Source organism: Bacteroidota bacterium, from assembly GCA_019637975.1.
Lineage (GTDB): Bacteria > Bacteroidota > Ignavibacteria > UBA10030 > UBA6906 > CAADGV01.
Genome location: JAHBUR010000015.1, coordinates 58305 through 77418 on the forward strand (window position 1 = coordinate 58305; position 19114 = coordinate 77418).

At 53.1% G+C, this 19114-nt stretch carries 10 protein-coding genes and 1 tRNA gene; 6 read left to right on the top strand and 5 right to left on the bottom strand.

Annotation, left to right across the window (positions count from 1 at the left end; genetic code table 11):
- Positions 1-80 precede the first annotated feature (80 nt).
- Positions 81-3209: an efflux RND transporter permease subunit gene (locus tag KF749_10185; GenBank protein ID MBX2991520.1), complete on the bottom strand. Its 3129-nt coding sequence runs from the start codon at positions 3207-3209 to the stop codon at positions 81-83.
- Positions 3206-4288, bottom strand: a complete 1083-nt coding sequence (locus tag KF749_10190) for an efflux RND transporter periplasmic adaptor subunit (GenBank protein ID MBX2991521.1) — start codon at positions 4286-4288, stop codon at positions 3206-3208. The genes KF749_10185 and KF749_10190 overlap by 4 nt, the downstream gene beginning before the upstream one ends.
- A gap of 417 nt (positions 4289-4705) precedes the next feature.
- Between KF749_10190 and KF749_10195 the strand changes: the two genes are divergently transcribed.
- From KF749_10195 to KF749_10220, 6 genes are all read left to right on the top strand, one after another.
- The gene (locus KF749_10195; protein MBX2991522.1) at positions 4706-7102 is read left to right on the top strand and encodes a hypothetical protein; all 2397 of its coding nucleotides are present in this window, start codon (positions 4706-4708) and stop codon (positions 7100-7102) included.
- Complete coding sequence (locus KF749_10200) at positions 7083-7946, top strand: prolipoprotein diacylglyceryl transferase (protein ID MBX2991523.1); 864 nt, start codon at positions 7083-7085, stop codon at positions 7944-7946. Before KF749_10195 ends, KF749_10200 begins: the two co-directional genes overlap by 20 nt.
- Positions 7947-7953: 7 nt before the next feature.
- On the top strand, positions 7954-8469 hold the full coding sequence (locus KF749_10205) for a histidine phosphatase family protein (protein MBX2991524.1): 516 nt from the start codon (positions 7954-7956) through the stop codon (positions 8467-8469).
- Positions 8470-8765: 296 nt separating this feature from the next.
- On the top strand, positions 8766-9599 hold the full coding sequence (locus tag KF749_10210; protein ID MBX2991525.1) for a glycerophosphodiester phosphodiesterase: 834 nt from the start codon (positions 8766-8768) through the stop codon (positions 9597-9599).
- A gap of 153 nt (positions 9600-9752) precedes the next feature.
- The gene (locus KF749_10215) at positions 9753-10679 is read left to right on the top strand and encodes a hypothetical protein (GenBank protein ID MBX2991526.1); all 927 of its coding nucleotides are present in this window, start codon (positions 9753-9755) and stop codon (positions 10677-10679) included.
- A 225-nt stretch (positions 10680-10904) separates the two neighbouring features.
- Positions 10905-10979 (top strand) — tRNA-Val (locus KF749_10220).
- Positions 10980-11102: 123 nt separating this feature from the next.
- Here the strand turns inward: KF749_10220 and KF749_10225 are convergent.
- From KF749_10225 to KF749_10235, 3 genes are all read right to left on the bottom strand, one after another.
- Positions 11103-14099 carry a CapA family protein gene (locus KF749_10225; GenBank protein MBX2991527.1) on the bottom strand — a complete coding sequence of 999 codons (2997 nt, stop codon included), beginning with the start codon at positions 14097-14099 and terminating at the stop codon, positions 11103-11105.
- A gap of 142 nt (positions 14100-14241) precedes the next feature.
- Entirely contained in the window at positions 14242-18018 is a 3777-nt protein-coding gene (locus tag KF749_10230) for a T9SS type A sorting domain-containing protein (GenBank protein MBX2991528.1), read from the bottom strand.
- A 59-nt stretch (positions 18019-18077) separates the two neighbouring features.
- A complete protein-coding gene (locus KF749_10235) occupies positions 18078-19094 on the bottom strand; it encodes a hypothetical protein (protein MBX2991529.1) in 1017 nt (338 codons plus the stop codon).
- Positions 19095-19114 lie beyond the last annotated feature (20 nt).

Here is a 19114-nt window from a genome sequence, read left to right on the forward strand (position 1 = left end):
CCCTAATCAATGCAATCCCTGCAAAACATCCAAGAGGAATTTTGCCGGGAGATAGGTTGAATGCTTGAGTGAAATGAGCGCTACGGAACGTCTCCCTTTACAGCCATTTCGATATCTTCGGAACCGTTGCCGCCGGCAAACACCGGTGCAGTTTCAGGAACCGCCTGCACCGACTCTTTCGAGAAGTAGGAGTAGATGGCCGGTATTACGAACAGTGTCAGTCCTCCCGAAAAGATAAGCCCGCCAATAACTGCTATACCCATTGACACACGGCTCTCAGCGCCCGCGCCAAGGCCTAATGCAATCGGGAGGATGCCGAGAATAGTTGAAAGACTCGTCATCAAAATCGGTCGGAAGCGGGCCGTGGCTGCGCTGATGACCGCATTGCGAACCGACATGCCGGTTGCCTTCCGTTGATTGGCAAACTCGACGATGAGAATGCCGTTCTTCGTCACAAGCCCGATCAACATGATCTGCCCGATCTGGCTGAAGATGTTGAAGGTTTGATTGAAATACCAGAGTGACAGCATAGCGCCCGCCACGGCGAGCGGAACGGTGAACATGATGATGAACGGATCGCGGAAGCTTTCAAACTGCGCAGCCAGAACAAGGTAAGTGAGAACAAGGGCAAGGATAAACACGAACAGCAGGCTCTGCGAACTGTCGGCAAAGTCGCGTGCTGCTCCCGAAAGGGCGGTACTGAATGATTCATCCAGAACCCTGTCGGCAATCTGATCCATTGCAGTGATGCCGTCACCCAGGGTGTAACCCGGATTGAGTCCGGCAGAAATTGTTGCCGCGATTTGCCTGTCGAAGCGGTACAGCTCCGGGGGTGTTGCCTGTTCGCTGAGCGTGACGAGATTGTCGAGTTGTATCAGCTCACCGTTCCTGCTCCGCACAAAAATAGAGGCGAGGCTCTGCGGCGCATCGCGGTTTGCCCGTGTGAGCTGACCGATAACCTGGTACTGTTTTCCGTCTCTGATAAAATATCCGTACCGTTGATCGCTGAGTGTAAGTTGCAGGGTCTGGGCAATCTCGCTCACCGAAACACCTAACGAACGGGCACGCTCGCGGTTGATTTCAATAACCAGTTCCGGTTTGTTGAACTTCAGGTCAACATCCGCAACGCTGAACACGGGGTTGCTGTTGACTTCGTCAAGAAAGCGTGGCAGCACTTCCTTCAGCTTCTCGAATCTGAGTGCCTTGATAACATACCGGACAGGCAAGCCGAAGCGCGCACCGCCCCCGCCGATAGCGATGGTTTGTTCCTGCACAACAATGGTCCGGGCGTCATCCAACCTACGCACCGAACGGGAAAGGGCTTCCGCAATCTGTTGCTGTGTGCGGTTCCGTTCCTCCGGTGGAATGAGAGTCACTGTCGTTCTACCCGCGTTGGACGCCCCCGCAAAGCCGGAGGTGTTCGCAATAACGGCATCCACCTCAGGCACGTCACGGCGTATCAAGTCGATGAGGCTGTCCATGTACGCATCCATCCGGTCGAATGACGTTCCTTCGGGTGCCGTTGAGTTGATGCGGAGCCGGCTGCGATCTTCCATCGGCGCCAGTTCCTGCGGCAGCACGGAGAAGAATATCCACATCATCCCCGCAGACACGAGAATCGCCGCAAACGCATATTGGCGGCGCCGCATGAAAGCAGTGAGGGTCCGTTCGTACCAGCCGATGAGCAGGGCAAAGTACGGCTCGGTTCTGTTGTAGAATTTGTTATGCCCCATGTGAGGCTTGATAAGCCGGGTGCACACCATCGGGGTGAGTGTCAACGCTACGAAGGAGGAGAGAAATACCGCTCCGCCGATCACAACGCCGAATTCCCTGAACAACCTCCCCGTCAATCCCTCCAAAAACATGATGGGCATAAATACGGCAATCAGCGCGACCGTTGTGGAGATGATGGCGAAGAAGACTTCTTTCGAGCCCTTCAATCCGGCCTCGATCGGGTTCATTCCCTGTTCGATTTTGGAGTAGATGTTCTCTAACACGACAATGGCATCATCCACCACCAGCCCGATGGCAAGGACAAACCCGAGGAGAGTCAGAACGTTGATGGAGAAGCCCGCAAGGTACATAATGAAGAACGACCCGATCAGCGAAATGGGTATGGCAAAGACGGGAATCAGCGTCGTCCGCCAGTCGCGAAGGAACAGGAAGATGACAAACACAACCAGGGCGAAAGCAAGAAAGATCGTCTCCCGTACTTCGGCAATCGACGCTCTGATGTATTTTGTCGTATCGAAGCCGATGCTCAACTCGACGTCGTCGGCAAGATCTTTCTTGATCTCTTCGATTCTTTTATAGAATTCATCGGCAATCGCAATATGATTCGAGCCGGGCTGGGGGAAAATGGCGACGGCAACTCGTGGTCCGGCAAGGCCTTTCGAAATCGACCGTTCGTCTTCCGGTGCAAGTTCCGCGTACCCGACGTCTTTGAAGCGGACAATCCTGCCTTCCTGTTCACGGATGATGAGATTGTTGAATTCCTCCGCCGTTTCGAGTCTGCTCAACGTTCGTACTGTCAGTTCCACGTGATGTCCTTCGATCCGGCCAGCGGGGAGTTCGATGTTCTCGGCATTCAAGGCGGTACGGACATCAAGCGGCGTAACTTGATACGCTGCTAATTGGCGCGGATCCATCCGGAGCTTCATCGAGTAGCGCTTCTCGCCGAAGATCCGGACGTTGCTCACGCCGGGAATTGTTTGCAGTCGCTCACGAAACACCCTGTCGGCGAGGTCGGACAGTTGCAGAAGTCCGCGCGTGCTGCTGCTGACGTTCATGATAACAATCGGACTTGCGTCGGCATCGGCTTTTGAAACCACGGGCGGATCGACATCGGGGGGGAGGCTCCGTACGGCTCCTGCAACCTTGTCGCGAACATCGTTCGCGGCGGTTTCCAGATCAACCTCGAGATCAAATTCAATGGTAATGTTGCTGCGCCCTTCGCGGCTGGTGGAATTGAGTGTGCGGATGCCCGGCACACTGCTGATTGCTTCTTCAAGCCGTTCCGTGATCTGCGATTCAATCACTGTGGCGTTGGCGCCCGGGTACGATGTGCTGACGGAAATGATTGCAGGATCAACATTGGGGAGCTCACGCACGCCGAGATACGTGAACCCGATGAAGCCGAATAACATAATCACAATCGCCATGACGATTGTGAGAACGGGGCGTTGTATGCTTACTGCTGATAGACTCATTGGAGTTCCGCTTGTGTGTTTCCGATGGGCCGTACGGTCATTCCCGGTCTCATCTGAAGTATAGCCGAAGTGATCAGCGTATCTCCTGCCTGCAGGCCGCCCACGATCTCGACCAAATCTTCTGTTCGGGTGCCGATTTCTACAGGTTGGGACTCTGCTTTTCCATTCTTGTACACGTACACTCGATGGCCTCTGAGTTCGGGAATCAGCGCATACGCCGGAATGCTGAGAGCTTCCCGCTCGCTCAGCAGCAACGTGATTGTTGCGAATGAGCCGGGGAGGAGAAGCTCCTGCGGGTTCGCGGCGAGTGCACGCAGGCGCAATGTCCGGGTTGTTTGATCAATGCGGGAGTCTTTCGAGTAGACTTTCCCCTCGAACTGCATCGGGCGGTTTTGCACGCGGAATGTGATTGGATCGCCGGCCTTGATTTCGCCTGCATATTTTTCGGGGATAGTAAAGTCGATCTTCATGCGGCTGTTATCTTGCAGCGTTGTAATCACCGTAGCGGGAGAAATGTAACTGCCTTCGCTGACAAACCGGAGGCCGATTGTACCGTCGAACGGCGCCCGGATTTCCGTCTTTGCTATCTGTGCCTCAATCAGTTGTGCCTCGGCCTTGACGATATTCAATTCGTTTGTGGCATTCTTGTACTCTTCTTCACTTACGAAATTCTTCTCAAACAATTGCCGTTGCCGTTCGGCTTGTTGTTCGCCGATTGCAAGCCGTGATGTTGCCCGGAGCAATTGTGCCTGCAACTCATCATCGTTGATCTTCACTAACACGGCTCCCTTGCGTACTTTGGCCCCTTCCGTGAACAGAATCCGCTCGATCTGTCCCGAGACTTGAGAGCGTATCTCGACAGATTCGTTCGAGAGGACGGTTCCCACGGCTGTGACTTGACTGCCGATTTTCTGCAATTGTACCATCATGGTCTGTACCTGCATTTGCTGGTCACGACCTGCTGGGGTACGGTTTCGCGAGCCGGTACCATCGGAGGAGATAATTTTGGGAAGAATGAAAACGATAAGTATAAGAGCAATGCCCGAAATGAGTGCAATTCGTTTCGCTTTTGGGGTCATGAGGATTTTTTAGAATAGCGGTGTATCATTCCATTTATTAACGACCCAGGGTCTGAGTCGGTTCCTTGAATTCGTATTTAACAATGAACGGAGAAAGCACCGTAACCGCAATATGCGCAAAGGGTTGCTTCAGGATGTTCCTGTCGGACATGAACAAACGCATATCAGACGCCGTTGATTATTGGATGAATCCGCATAAGCCGGGTTTAGTTGATTAAGGCGAATTCATGTGTAGCGTACATAGCGAGGGGGCGGGAATTGTTGTAACCAATGTGTGCACTTGCATTTTGCTTTCCGCCCTCATATATTCGCGCAGTCCCCTGAACCGCCGTCCGTTCTTCATACATACAGTGAAGGTTGGTTCCGAGGTGTAACAATCACGATTGTTTCACTTCAACCTGCGAGAGGAGAGTTCCCATGCGCGCCCGCCATCGTTTTCTGTTAACCTGCATCCTGTTTGTCGCCGTCCATTCCGGACCAGCCCAGGTTCCCTACAAAGTTACACCAATCTATACGCCGCCGCTTGACCGAAGCAAACTTGAGCTTGATGTTCGAGCGTTGGCGTACCAGGGCACCGGCACGTTGCCGATGTTTGATGGAGACTATTTCAGTATCACGCTGTCCTCCGGCGAAGCGCAAACGGGAGGAAAACAGGAAGGGGTCCGTTCGGTTGTTGATGCCGTACTTGCCAGCATGAATTGGAAGCGTCCTGCGGAGGAATTGCGCTACTTCAAAATTGTTCCTCCGCGCCCGCCCGATAGCGGGATGATGGAACAGGAAATCAAGATGATGGAGGATACAACACGGCGGCGCATCAAAGGCCGGTTCGGTCAAATCAACAAAGCAACGGAAGAGGCGATCGGCGAGTTTTCAAATGACCTCCGCAAGCAAATGAACCGACCGTCGGAGACGTTCGTGTTCGATCAGCTCTTTCGGGGAACGAAGATCGAGCATGCAGGGATTGTGGCTACCGTCCGCTCGGGGATGGTCACATCCCTTTCCGGTCGTGTCTTCAATACCGTAAACATCACAAACAGGGAACGGCTCGATGCTGCACGGGCACAACAAGCCGCAGAGCAGCATATCAACACGACATCGCAAACAACCGGTGTTTCCGTGCCCCCGAAGAAGGTGATTTTGCCGTACGGCTCCGGCCTGCAGTACGCGTGGAAGATGGAGATCTCCGCGGAAGACGGCCCGTATGAAGTATGGGTGGATGCCGATGACGGCAAGGTGTTACAGCTTGAACCGTTGTTTTCGTTCGACGCTGCTCGAGGTCTCGTGTTCAATCCGAGTCCGAATGCGGGCACGCGGGAGTTGACGTTCGAAGTGGATGCCCCGTCCGGCAATCAATACCGGCTGCGGTTGAATAATGTTCTCGATGTCAATAACAACGGAGCCGACGGAATGAGTACGGGCGACCTTACGATTGCGTCGGGTTCGGGTGAGGCGAACTTCAATGTGAATCCGATTAACGGCACGGTTGTAAACCGGACGAATCAAACGAACTACAACTCCCGCTTTCAGGAAGTGAACGTGTTTGCCTGGGTTCATGAAATGAGAAAGAACTACGAAGCGTGGGGAAGCCAGGCCTTTCCGTCTATCACCGCAACAGTCAATCACAACAACCCGTGCGGATTCGGCATCAATAATGCCTGTGCAAGCGGAACGAACTCACTCACCTTCGGCATCGGATCGGCGACGACCGGTACTGCCGCGACATGCAATGATTTCTTCAACTCGGCCATTGATGCCACGGTTATTGCTCATGAATTCGGCCACCTTCTCAATCGTTTGCAGTACAATGCGGCGGGCGGCACCATCATCGGCTCTATCAACGAAGGTCTTGCAGACTATTGGGCAAACACCAATTTCAATACCGACACGTTTGGAGCGTTCTGGGCGGGAAATTGTGCCGCTCCGGTGCAAAGCAGTTTCGTGCCGCGACAGGCCGAGGCATTGGATGTTTTCCCCGAACATATCGTGAATTTCGGTGACGGATTTCCGCACAGCAACGGGCAGATTATCTGCTGGGCGCTCTGGAACGGGCGGCAGGAACTGCTCGATCAGAGCACGATCGGTGCTTTCAGCATGAATTTCAATTTGATTGCGGCAATGTCTCAGGCGGGGGTCGGCGTGCTGAACGGCATGACACACCGGCGGGTGCACGATTCCTTCCTGAATCTCATGCAACAACTTGTGCCGCGGTACGACTCGTCGCGTTCAATACACAAAGTGCTCAGCGGCTTTGCGCGAGCCGGTATGTTCCCGGAGGATAGGGAGGCTGTCATCGATATCAATGATGATTTTCTGGATCGGAATGATGTCGCAGGCCCCGTATTCACCATCTGGACGGGACGCGACTACACCTTCAACGGCGATAATGCCGATCAGACGAACAGGCCGTTCAATACACGCTTCACCGTTGAAGTGGCGAATGACGAGGCATTCACGGTGAATATCGTCTCAAGCGGGTCACTCGGAGGTGTTGTCGCCGGAGCCGGAGGCACGGCAACGTGGCAAATCCCGGCCACGAACTGGAACACGCTCAGGATGCAAGACCAGCTTTTCTACCGTCTGACAACAACCGACAACGCCGGAGCAAACATCCGTCGTAGCGGGTTCGGCGGACTCCGGCCGGCAGGCAGAGCCGTGATAAACGAAAGCGGGCAATGCGAGTGTGCATGCTCGGCGTCTGCAAGGGAAAACCCGAAACCGTTTGCATTGATTACGCTGATACCTCTCGTCGGCGCGGCTGTTTGGCGAAGAATGATCAAGCAGAAAGAATCTGCCCGTGCGTCCGCGGATCGTTGAAAACCTGAACGCAACATTCGACACGAACATCTTCTCGTACCTTGTCCCTGATCCGGCGTTCATGTATGCCGTTGCTATTGCCGTGTGCGCAGTTATCGTTGTGCGCAGAAGCAGTGAAGATGGCCTCTCCCGGTATCATGCTCTCGGCGGCGTGATCTGGGGAACAGTGGGCGGTTTGATCGGGGCGCGGGTGTTCTTCCTGCTGACCCACTACGAGCGGGTTCTCTACAATCCTGCCATGCTGTTCGATCTGAACGGGGCGACTGTTTCGTGGGGAGCCTACATCGGCGGGGCCGCCGCTCTTCTCATCTATTTCAAACTGAAAGGCCAACCGTCCCTCCGGTATCTCGATGTGATTGCAAGCTGTGCCGGAATCGGAATCTTCTTCGGGAGAATAAGTTGTTTTCTCAACGGCGATGATTACGGCACGATGACTTCAATTGCGTGGGGCGTATCGTTTCCTCACGGGAGTTTTCCTTTTGCCGCGCAAGTGAAGGAGGGTCTGATCGATCCGCTTGCGTCGCTTTCGCTCCCCGTTCATCCGGTTCAGCTCTACGGCTCGCTGAAAGGGCTTGCACTCTTCATCGTGTTCACAACGCTGTGGCGGCGATTTGCATTGCCGGCAGGAACGCTGTTTTGTGCGTATTGGATGGCGTTCTCTCTTGTGCGCTTCAGTATCGAATTCTTCCGTGGAGATGTAAGCAGGGGATTCATAGGGCCTCTTTCGACGGGTCAACTCATGTCGATGATTATTTTCGTCTGCAGCGCAGCGGCTGTCGGTTATGCGTTTGCGACGAAGCGCGATCGTTTTTCTGTCCGGAATTCTGTTGTTGTACAACAATAAGGGAAAGATGATGAAGACTCCCGCAATGCAAAGGACAACCGTTGCTGTCCTTGCGTGTCTGATGTTCGGTGGATGCTGTTCATCTACAGTGACAACCATCGTGCTGGTCCGTCATGCCGAGCGATTGAACAACACCGATACGACTCCGCTTTCTCCGGCGGGATTTCAGCGTGCCGGCGCCCTCAGGCACGCCCTCGATTCTGCAGGGATCCGGACCATCTTCGTGACAGATAAATTGCGAACGCAGCAAACCGCTGAATCTCTCAGGGTCGCCCATTCGTTGCCTGAGGTTCAACTTCCCGCCAGCGAGACGCAACGCCTCGTCGATTCGCTTCGTTCACGATCGGGACAAAAATTGCTTGTCGTCGGGCATTCGGATACTGTGCCGCAAATCATTGAGGCATTTGGTTTTAGCCCGCCTCCGGCAATCGGAGGGACAGAATTTGACAAGATGTTCATTCTTACATTGCGCAAGAATGCGAACCGCCTTCTGCAACTTCAATATGGAGCGAAATCACCGTAACTCCTCCGCAACGTGTTCGCCCGACGAAACCAAATCCACCGGCAGCCGTATTCATAAGCGCTGATCAAACTCTTTTCCGGGAATATGTGTGCCCGGTGGACCAACCCTTTACGGGGCAATCAATCCGGCGTTTTGATGGTGGCGTCGGGTTGGTTGCACCGGGCATGTTCTCTCCTCACTCTCTTCGTTCAAATGTTCTTGTTCTCCACTCTCCTTTGTTGTTTCTTGTATGGAGTGCAGAGTCGCGCACAACAATTACGGCAACCCGTATCGCAACATTGAAGAAAGTGTGAGTAATGAAGAGTCGATATTCCGTTATCGGTTTGATCATTGTTGTGCTCACCGCTTCGGCTTCGGGACAACTACAACCGGCCCCGCTTATCATCGCACACAGGGGCGCGCCGCTTGTTGCCCCGGAGAACACGCTCGCATCATTTCGTGCCGCCATCGCAATGAAGGCTGATGTGTTGGAGATTGATTTGCGGGCGACAAACGACGGTCACTTCGTTGTTATGCACGATGCAGCCGTCAACCGCACAACCAACGGCAAGGGAAAAGTTTCAGAAAAGAGACTCTCCGAACTGCGTGCTCTCGACGCGGGCAATTGGTTTGACGCACGATTTGCCGGTGAGAAGGTTCCGGCGCTGGAGGAGGTTCTCGCTTTGCTTGATTCGAGTCTTCTGCTGATTGCAGAGTTGAAAGGGAGTTCCGATGACGGCAGCGTTGAAGCACGGCTCGTGCAGAAGATCGTCGAAAGCGGCAAGCAACGGCAAGTCATTCTCAAATCATTTGAGATTGACGTGATTGAACGCTTCAAGAACCTGGCACCGGAAATCCCGCGGCTGTTTGTGTACGCGTTCAGGATTCCCTGGATGCATCTTATTGTCGGAACGGGAGTCTCCGGCGGGAGTGTGTTCGATGTTGACGCCCTGTACCTTCAGCCGCACTATCTTCTGTTATCCGCTTCCTTTGTCGAAGAGGCGCACCGCCGCGGATATAAAGTGGTGGCCTGGGGAGTTGATGAGGAGAAAACAATGCGCAAGGCGATCGAATTCGGTGTTGATGGAATCGAAACCGACAGACCCGATCTTCTGAGGTACATTCTCGATACTACACGGAAACCCGGGTAAGGATTGGCACCCGCCTGCTTCGAGACAAGAATCAGGTTCGGGTTTGAGGAATTGTTGGAAAATGAATAGCTTTGCTCACGTTTTGAGCATCACGATTGTGTCATCTCGTGATCCGGCAGATGCTTCCACAAAGGCAAAAGTCACAGGAGAACTATGGCAGATGAGCAAACCGGGAAAGCCGGCATCGGAACAAAAGCACTGAAGATCATCGGCGTCATCACCGCAATCATCTCCCTGATACTCGGTGTCCGTCAGATTGTGAATATGATTCAGGAGAATGCGGTCCGAAAAAACAAAGCTTTTGAACTGAAGGCGGAAGCGCAACATCTCGCGGCATCGGGTCTCTACAGCAAAGCATGGGACACGATGACGCAAGCTGTTGAATTAAACAGCGCGGAGCACGAAGCCCGGGTCGGGCTTGCAATGGAATGGCTGCGCAATGCCCGCATCTCCGGAACCGGGAGCCAGCCGGAAAAATCATTCTCCGACATTGTGAACAAACTGTCACCCGTGCTGCACCGGGCAATTGATACGACGCGCAGCGCATACGCCGCAACTGTTCGTGCTCACATCGGCTGGGCCGGATACTTGCTGTTCAAAGAAGGGGATCGAAGTGTGAAAGTCGAAGAGCATTTCCGCGAAGCGCTCCGGCTCGATTCGACGAACGTGTACGCGCATGTCATGTACGGTTTCTGGCTGCTGTATCCCGGACATAGCGGCGGCACACTTGACGAAGCGAACGCGCATTTTGCCGGAGCGGTGAACAGTGGCATGCAAAGACACTACGTCCGGCACCTGATGATTGCGGCATATCAAAACAGGCAGCGCCCCGACTGTCAGGCGCACATCATCAAGGTTGCCAATGAGATGCGCAGGAACGGCGAAGTGATGGAACGTGCCGACCGCGAGAGAATTTTAGGCGACGCGTACTTTCTCTACCGCAACGAGATTTTCGATGAAGTCGGCAGGATTCTGTCTCCCGACGAACACCTCGCAACGTTTACCTACCTGACCGATGGCGTTGATCTCGATGGCAAACCGTACTTGAAGGAAGCCCTCGCACGCTTCAAGAACCCTTGACCGGGTGTACGGGGGGGGAAACAGCGCGGCGATCTCTGTGTGCACACCGCCGCGAGTGCTGAGTGCAACTGATGTGCAAGCAACAAGACGAAGTACAAAGCAGGAAGCAGTATGAAATGCTCCGCAACCGTGCGGGGCATTTCTGTTTCAGGAGTGTTGATGCGAAGGGAAAAGCAGGGTTGCTTTCCACGGCCAAATTCATTACTCTAATGAGGCAATTTCCAAGGACGCTTAGCTCAGTTGGTCTAGAGCGCCTGCCTTACAAGCAGGAGGTCACTGGTTCAACTCCAGTAGCGTCCACAAGCGCCTGCTTATCCCGACAAACAGCGTCGGGATTCTCATTCCGACATCGAAGTTAGCGCCAGTTGCGTTCACAAAAAAAATCCCGACGGAGTCGGGATTTTTGCCTTAGAACCCCGCCCGTTATTTCAGCAACAATAGTTTCTTTGTGGTCGCCCCTGCTTCAGTCTGCAGCCTGCAAAAATAGATGCCGGTTGCTGCCTGCGCGGCATCCCAACGAACCCGATAGTTTCCGGCAGGTTGCTCCGCTCCAACAAGTTGTGCGACTTGCTGACCGAGTATGTTGTAAATGTTCAGTCTCACCTTTGATAAACCCGAAAGTGTGTACTGAATGGTTGTCGAACTGTTGAACGGGTTCGGGTAGTTTTGGAGCAACAGGAAACCTCCGGAGGGAATCACGTCCGCTGATTCGACAGAGGTTGTGAGTTGGCTGTAACGGGTTTCATTGTACGTGATTGATGCGTTGGTTGTCGAGGACGATGTCTTGACTTGCACCCAGTAGTAGTCATTCGGAGTCACGGACTTCACGGACGGGTCCACTTGCATCCAATCCGACCATTCAATGATCCCGACATCGTCGAACCATGTACTGCCGTTTCCCGATGATGGAGATGAACTTGTAAGTTGAATGTCAAAGAATGTCGTATTGGCAGCGGGGGCAAACTCCCTGTGATACAGCGCCCAGTCGGTCGTTCCGTTTACGAATGAACCGATGTCGGTTGAGCCAATCTCTAAGCCGCTTCTCGAACTGTAGTATTTCACTCTGATAATTGCATTGTTTGCATTGGAGGTTTTGACGTATCCGTAGAGGGAGTGTTTGGAAGAGGGAGAATTGCACAGTATACGCTTTTCAAGATTGGCTGTTGCTGTTCCCGATCCCGCTGCCCGGCGTTGCAACAACGACCGGCGTCCCCGGTAGTATGCAGTTGAATCATACTCGCCCCCGCCAACGTTCCACAGAGCGCAACCCTCGTTCTCAAAATTCCCGAACCAAACAACATCCCGCCCCAACCGGTATTGCCACGAACCCGAAGGACTCACCCTCTCGATAGACGAGATGCTGCCGCTTCTCATCAGGCGCAACGGCGCGGACACCCACTCTGCTCCTGCTTGTTGAATGCTGAGGGGAGATGTGTGGGAGATCGTCGAAGGCTGAAGCAGCGTTGTATCGAGCACAATGCCGGCAGTTACCGACTCGGAATCAACGATCATGTACGTGCCGAGATCTTTTGAGCGTTTTGAGAGATAGTTGAGAAGATGAAGTCCGAATTCGCCTGATGCCCTGCGGGGAATGTAGTGATCGATAAACGCGGGAGTTACCGAGTAGTCGTGGAATCCCCGTTGATCGATTTTTGCATTGAGAATTGCGGTAGGCATTGTTTCCGGATATTCGAGGTCAAACGTGAAATTGCCGAGTGAGTGGGCGATCAGCTTTCCTTGGTACGCCTGAAATCCCTGGAGAATATGCGGGTGATGGCAGATGACGACATCTGCGCCGTTGTCAATGGCTTGCTGCCGAATCTGAATATCGGCGGGAAGGGGGGAATGCATGAACGGAGAATACTCTTCATCGGCTCCCTCATCTATCTCAATGCCTCTCGATGGCGCAAAGGAATATTCGCTGCCCGAATGCATCTCGACAACAACAAGGTCAGCAATATTCCGTACAGTATCGATTTGATTGCGGAGATTGCAAGGTGTCAGGTTGGCGAAACCCGGCTTGTTAAACCCCGCATTGAGGAACGGCTGCTCGTTGTTGTATTGTCCCGTTCGATCACTGGAAGCAACAAAAGCAATACACACTCCGGATTGTGAATAAAAGGCCGGAAGGAGCGCTTCGTAGGAGTCGGCTCCGGCGCCTGAAAAAACAATGTTGCTATTTCTCAAAACGGATTGCATCTGCTGCAATCCTGCAAGTCCGTAGTCAATCACGTGGTTGTTGGCGAGCGTTACGACATCAATTCCTGCATACGTCAATCCTGCAACGTTTGCGGGAGAACTTCTGAACACTACGCTTTTCGTCGGGTGGGGGGTTCCGGTGCTGGTAAGCGCGCTTTCGAGATTGGCAACGGTGATATCTGCTGCATCGCCGAGGTATGGCCGGGTTGGCGCAAAGATTGCCTGCACGCCCTGCGTGGGAATAATTCCGCCGGCTTGTTCATATCTGCGTGCCATCATAATGTCGCCGACGAAGTTTATCATGATCGGAAATGTCGTCTCACCGGGATCCACCTGAATCCGGCAGGATGCGCTTCCGCTCATCCCGCCCGGACTCGCAGCTTTTAGCAGAACCGTGTAAGGATGATCATCTTCGACGACGAATGTGTGCTGAGGATTGGGCAAGATGCTGGTTGTCTCATCACCAAAATTCCACAAAAAAGAATATGCCGTAGAGTCGGGAGTGACATGACTGAAGAACTGAACGTCGACGCTGTTCACGCCAAACCGGTTTGCATAGACACTGCCTATTGAGTAAGAGATTGAGACGACCGGCACGATAGGCAGTTCACTCGTGATGTCGACAATATCATCGAAAAAGATGACCGAGTGCGGGTCCACAGGTCTGCTGTTAATAAATACCAAGCCGGTAATAGTGGGGAGACGGCCGTACCGGGCGAGCCAATCATCTGCAATGGGAAGTTGATAGCGGTTCCACGAGCGGATCGGGAACGCCCCCTGATACACCGTGATCCACTCAGCCGGGCTTACTTGTTGTGTTCCGGCGAAGCAATACATCAACGTACGCGATGAATCGTCGATCACGCCGAAACCCTGAATCTCGCCGACACTGTCAATGTATGCCGCGACTTGCCAGACACTTCCGGTATCAAGGTTGCAGGGTGGGATTGCTTCGATCTTCCATGTATTCCCCCACAACTTCAGCGAATAGCGCGAGCCGGCATGCGGCAGAAGTGAGTCCACAGACCACGCATTGGGATGCTCGTCACGGCCCGGATAGGAGTTGAGATGAACTGTTCCGGACTCGAAGTTCTCGATTGTGTCTGCTACGGATTGAGAAAGCGTAACGTTCCGATTGTCTTGGGGGAAAGAAGAAGCGACAACGAGAAGGGTCATCGCAAGCAACAATTCACAGCGAAATGTACGTAGATTGTTTGTCACGTTGTCCGATCCATTCCAAGTCATATTCGGCCTTCACGCACTACGTCGTTCGGCCAAACGTTGCACCCCCTGTCGCGTGTGAACGCCACGGGGTTGCATTGAGCAACCCCGGCATATGTGACGATCCTCTTCAGTCTCCGCCCTATTTCAGGAGGATCATCTTGCGAACGCTTGAGAATACCTGGCCGTTTACTCCTTCTGCCTTCAGATGTATGAAGTAGACTCCGCTTGCGACGCTCATATTTGCATCGCTTTGCGAGTTCCATTCAGCGATCTTATTTCCTGCCGATTGTACTTCGTTGACGAGCATGCTTACCTCTTGCCCGAGGATATTGCAGATCCTGAGTGACACCTTGCTATCAAACGGAAGGGCATATCTGATAACAGTTGTTGGATTGAAGGGATTGGGGAAATTTTGCGCAAGGGAATACTCGAACGGCAATGCAAGAAGTTCCGGTGATTTCACGCCCGTGAGGATCGTCGGAGGGCGTGTTGTCCATCGTATAGTGGTTCCATCCCGAACCTCGGTGGCGCTTGAAGGATACGCACTATTGTACATATACTGCAAGCCTACCGTTTGGGCGCTGTTTTCGATGCCGATAGTGCACGATCCCTCTTCTCCTACAATCCGGTATTGGAAGATAATCTCGCCGTCGCCCGTCGGGGTGGGATAGAATGCCGGGTCGCAGAGTATGATTTGAAATGACTCGCGCAAAGTCGTACTGCCGAAATGACCGACGGAATCCCACTCAACAATGAATCGATGCGTTGACGCATCATTGTAGTGGAACAATTTGCTGGTCGGGTTGTTGCTGTTCTCGAACAAATCATCCCAAAACACAGCCACCATATTATTGACATTGTCGCTGTTGGGGAGCGGATAGTTGTTGTAGTTTGTCTGTGTTCCGGAACCGAACGCTATCCAGCCATCAGAGCTGACGCGGACTGTTGTGAACTGTGTGCCGTAGTACTTGAACGTGAAAGGCAGCGTCACCGTTACGGTGAAATCTCCCGGCGAAACGTACGGCACACGTGTTCCGACACCCCTGATTTCCACCCATTCGAACTTCGGTGACTGCTCGTAGAGGGAATCATCATTGGAGTAGGCATAATACCCGTGTGCGTCAGGGCCGGTTGGGTCCGCGCCCACAGGAAGTCCGACATTTAGTGAGAATGTGCGTAGAACTGAATAGGGGTAGTTGCCGCTCCGAGTGCTCAGAAGCAGGGAAAAGCTGTGGGACGACTCCAACGGGCATGACTCTGCAACTCTGACAACAAAGTAGTCGGCTGAACTGGTTGCGCTGTCGCCGACAGCCAGCGGGCCGAAACTGGCGGTAGAGTCGAGAACGGTGATGTACGGATCATCCGTTCGAAGGATTCCCACGACATCGGGGGCTATATCTTCGCCGGTATTGCGAATCTTGAGATAGAGGCGTGCTGTTTCTCCGGGATCAAGGCGACCGTTCTGACGCGATGACCCTTGATCATCAACAACAGTCGATGCATACTCGAGATTGCATCCAACAACATCCTTGTAAGTCAGGTAGCTCCATGAGTGTAACGAACTGCTGACATTCAGTTGCAGCGAGATTCTCGACCCCACAGGAGTTGTGGGCTTCAAGTAGAACTGCAGCGGCGATCCGTTCCCCGACGCCGAATCATTCGGCACGATGGTTCCATACGCTACCGGTCCCGGGTTCACCACCACCGTATGTGTAGTATCTGAAACGGAAAGCGTTGCCTGAACATGTGCGGAGGGCTGCGTTCCCCAATTTTTGAGCCGGTACGAAATCTCGAAAGTCTCATTCGGGTTGATTTTGCCGTCAAGGTTTCCGCTGACTTCTGTGATTGCAGGCTCACCCAACGGGGCGACGTGTTCTTCGCTTGAAACAACTGCAATGCTGCCCTCCACCGGTACCACGCGCTGACCCCGCACGACAATCGAAAGCGTATCGATTCTTGATGACAGTAACTCAAGAGTTGCGGAGCCAGAAGCATCGGTAATGCCTGTTGCGTACACACTATCGCTTGCAACGCAAATCTCAGCCCCCGCAACGGGAACTGACGTTAGCGAATCAAGAACCGTAACTTGAATTTGGTCGTATCCTATGGAAATCTGACGTGTGTGGTTGACGTGTACGTTTTCCGGCACGTTCTTCCATAGATATGTACTCGGATCCCCGAGAACGGCATAAGCTCTGAAATGCAGAGGTACATACGGGTCGGAAGGAGTGTACAAATTGTACATGCGTATCTTGCCGCGCAACAATGATTGGGCCGGAGTATGCAGTCCTTCCTGGAAAAGTGCAACGTAAATGCCTTTGTCTATTGCATTGTTGTACTTTGTATGCGTGTTTCCCCACGTCGGGCCGACGAATGCGCAAGCGCCACGCGGAGTTGTAGCAGTCCCGAGTTCAAGCCATTGTTCGCCAAAACAGTTGCTGCCGCTTACGGCAAAGTTTGCCACACCGCATCCGATGCTTGTCACGAAGGTAAGCATCTCGCCATTGTTCACTGACGACACGTTCGTCGTACTAAACGGATAGCAGTTTGCCAGGGTCCATCCGCTGCTGGTTCCTTCGCCACGATAATTCAGAAAGCTGCGGCCGTTGTTGATTGCGGTGATAACATTCGAAACGTTGTAGATGCACGGGCCTTGGTAAAGATTCAATAACGTGTCAATCGTAAACCCGCCGCTCTCTCTCATGATATTCGACACCCATCGCTTCGTTTCAGGTTGTGTCGGGTACGCATTGTTCGCACAAACCACGGCGTGCGTGAACCAATCCCTGTTGGTACGATACGGAGTACGTTCGTACTTGATAATTTTGTTGATGATTGTCTGCAATCCGCTCACGGTACTGTGTGTGAACCGGCCGATGTACGCCTCCGGAAATACATCGTTCCCTTCTATTTCCACAAAGTAGTCCTCGTTGGCAAACGATTGTCCGGAGGCAGCCTTGATGGGCACATAACCGTAGTCTCCGCCGAGCAGAACATAGGTCGGCGGATATATCCAGTGAGAATAGCATTGCGTGATATAGTTTTTGATGATGTCGGGATTTGAGCTGGTGGCGCCGATTTCACTAAACTTGGTGAGCCTGACGTAGGTTCCGGTTTTATGTTTCCACTGCACGTAAGGCAGAAACGCCGTTGCAAACGTGTCGGGCACAATACACAAAAGAACCTCGCGCCCGGTTTCAAGCCCGCCGAAGTTCCTGTTGAGAACGCTCTCGTAGTTGAGAAACGAACTTCGGTACACAGCACCAAATGAACGTGGAATTGCCCGTTTCGGGCTGGTTTTAGGATTGATTCCCGTTCCCCCTCCATAGTTCACTCGTATGGTAATCGAGGTTGTGATGTAAACTTCCTTGGTTGCTGCATTGTACTGTACAGGATAAATAGCAACCCTCGCAATGCGAAAATCCCTGAACACAACAGGGTCGTCAATTGTCGCAATTGTCGCGGGGTAGAGGCTCGCAGAATGGTAGGCGTCTTCACTCTCAACAAAAGGTGGCTGAGGGGATCCTTCCTCCCATGACGGCTTGGCCGGAGGCAGAGCAAAACCGCTATATTTTTCCATAGCTCCCGTCTCTATCACGTGCACGGTTGCATCACCTCTGTCCGGGATAATAATCATCTCGGCAATATACGGCACCGACGGATGCCCGGCTTGGTCGGAGCTCATATCGTTCAGAAGATCAATGGAGTGATAGAGTTTGCCGTCGCCCGTGACATGGTTCACTTCAAAGCCGGGCACGTCCACCTTCAGAACAGTGGTAGTGCCATCGTCTTGAAGAACAGTCACTTTCGGAGCCGCAGGCAGTGCGCTTCCATTTTTCAGCGATACCCATTCAGTTCGTCCGGCCGACGTCAGCAATGCAATCGCCAGCGACAATGTGCAAGAAATTCGTATCATGTATCACGCCTTCCTTTGTGGTTCTTAGTTCTCTAATTCAGATGTTGGTGGCTGTATCTTCATTGAGCGGGAATCTTGACGATGATCAAGCCTTCAGTCTGGTCGGCGACGTAAACGTACCGTTGGTCAACGGCTAATCCAAGGGCATACTTCGTTTCAACAACCCCGATCAACGTCGGTGAGGAAGGTGCAGTAACGGAGAATATCTGCAGGCCTCTCAGTTCTGTCGTGACGTAAAGACGTCCGCTGCTGTACGCTACTTCCTTCGCGTAACCGCCTGTGGAATATCCGCCGATGATTTTGGGGTTGGCCATGTCGGAAAAATCAACGACGTAAATTCCTGCTGACCCGCAGGCAACGAAAGCGATCGGCTGGCTTCCCATTAATGCTGCATGCACCGCGTACCCGGGCAAATCCACCCATCCAACAGCAAGCTTGTCGGCAGTGTAGAATCCCTGTAAACGGCCGACATCTTTCAGATCGTACAGCGCCCATCCCATCTCTCCGCAAGAAACCACCAGCAAGCTGTCCGGGGTTGTCGCCATTCCTCGGGCATAACCGGGAGTGATGATTGATCCGCGTGCATCGATATATCCGGGATCAACCTCGGAGACATTGGCAAAGCGGATACCGGCTTCACCCTTGCCTTCCAGAAGCCAGTCACCAAACACATGTACTTCGTTGGTGCTGCTTGCTGCGCCATAGTGGGCGACGAATGTCGGGGCGAGGGGGTTTCCCACGTTCACCGTGTTGATGCCGAAAGCTCCTGTTGCAAGGTAGACGATCGAATCCCTTCGAGTGATTTTGTAAGAATATCCGCGCACGCCGATATAGCACAGAGCGGCAACCTGTGGTGCATCTGCGTTCGCGACATTTACAACTGCTACGCCTCCCTCTCCCTCGGCGACGTAGGCGAGCGAGTCCTTCAAATCAATATCCTGGGCGTAGCCCGGAACAGGGAGCTTCGCGACAATAGTATAGCCTCCCGTTCCCGGATTCAACGACTCGGGAGCGGTTGGCTTGGCGCAGCCTGCAATCGCGCATGCACTTAGAACTAGGAAGGCCTGTTTGAACATCTCTTTCCGATCTCCTTTCA

Coding starts and splice junctions, on each gene's coding strand:
- KF749_10205 (MBX2991524.1), top strand. CDS start 7,954: ATGATGAAGACTCCCGCAATGCAAAGGACAACCGTTGCTGTCCTTGCG.
- KF749_10195 (MBX2991522.1), top strand. CDS start 4,706: ATGCGCGCCCGCCATCGTTTTCTGTTAACCTGCATCCTGTTTGTCGCC.
- KF749_10215 (MBX2991526.1), top strand. CDS start 9,753: ATGGCAGATGAGCAAACCGGGAAAGCCGGCATCGGAACAAAAGCACTG.
- KF749_10230 (MBX2991528.1), bottom strand. CDS start 18,018: ATGATACGAATTTCTTGCACATTGTCGCTGGCGATTGCATTGCTGACG.
- KF749_10210 (MBX2991525.1), top strand. CDS start 8,766: ATGAAGAGTCGATATTCCGTTATCGGTTTGATCATTGTTGTGCTCACC.
- KF749_10235 (MBX2991529.1), bottom strand. CDS start 19,094: ATGTTCAAACAGGCCTTCCTAGTTCTAAGTGCATGCGCGATTGCAGGC.
- KF749_10190 (MBX2991521.1), bottom strand. CDS start 4,288: ATGACCCCAAAAGCGAAACGAATTGCACTCATTTCGGGCATTGCTCTT.
- KF749_10185 (MBX2991520.1), bottom strand. CDS start 3,209: ATGAGTCTATCAGCAGTAAGCATACAACGCCCCGTTCTCACAATCGTC.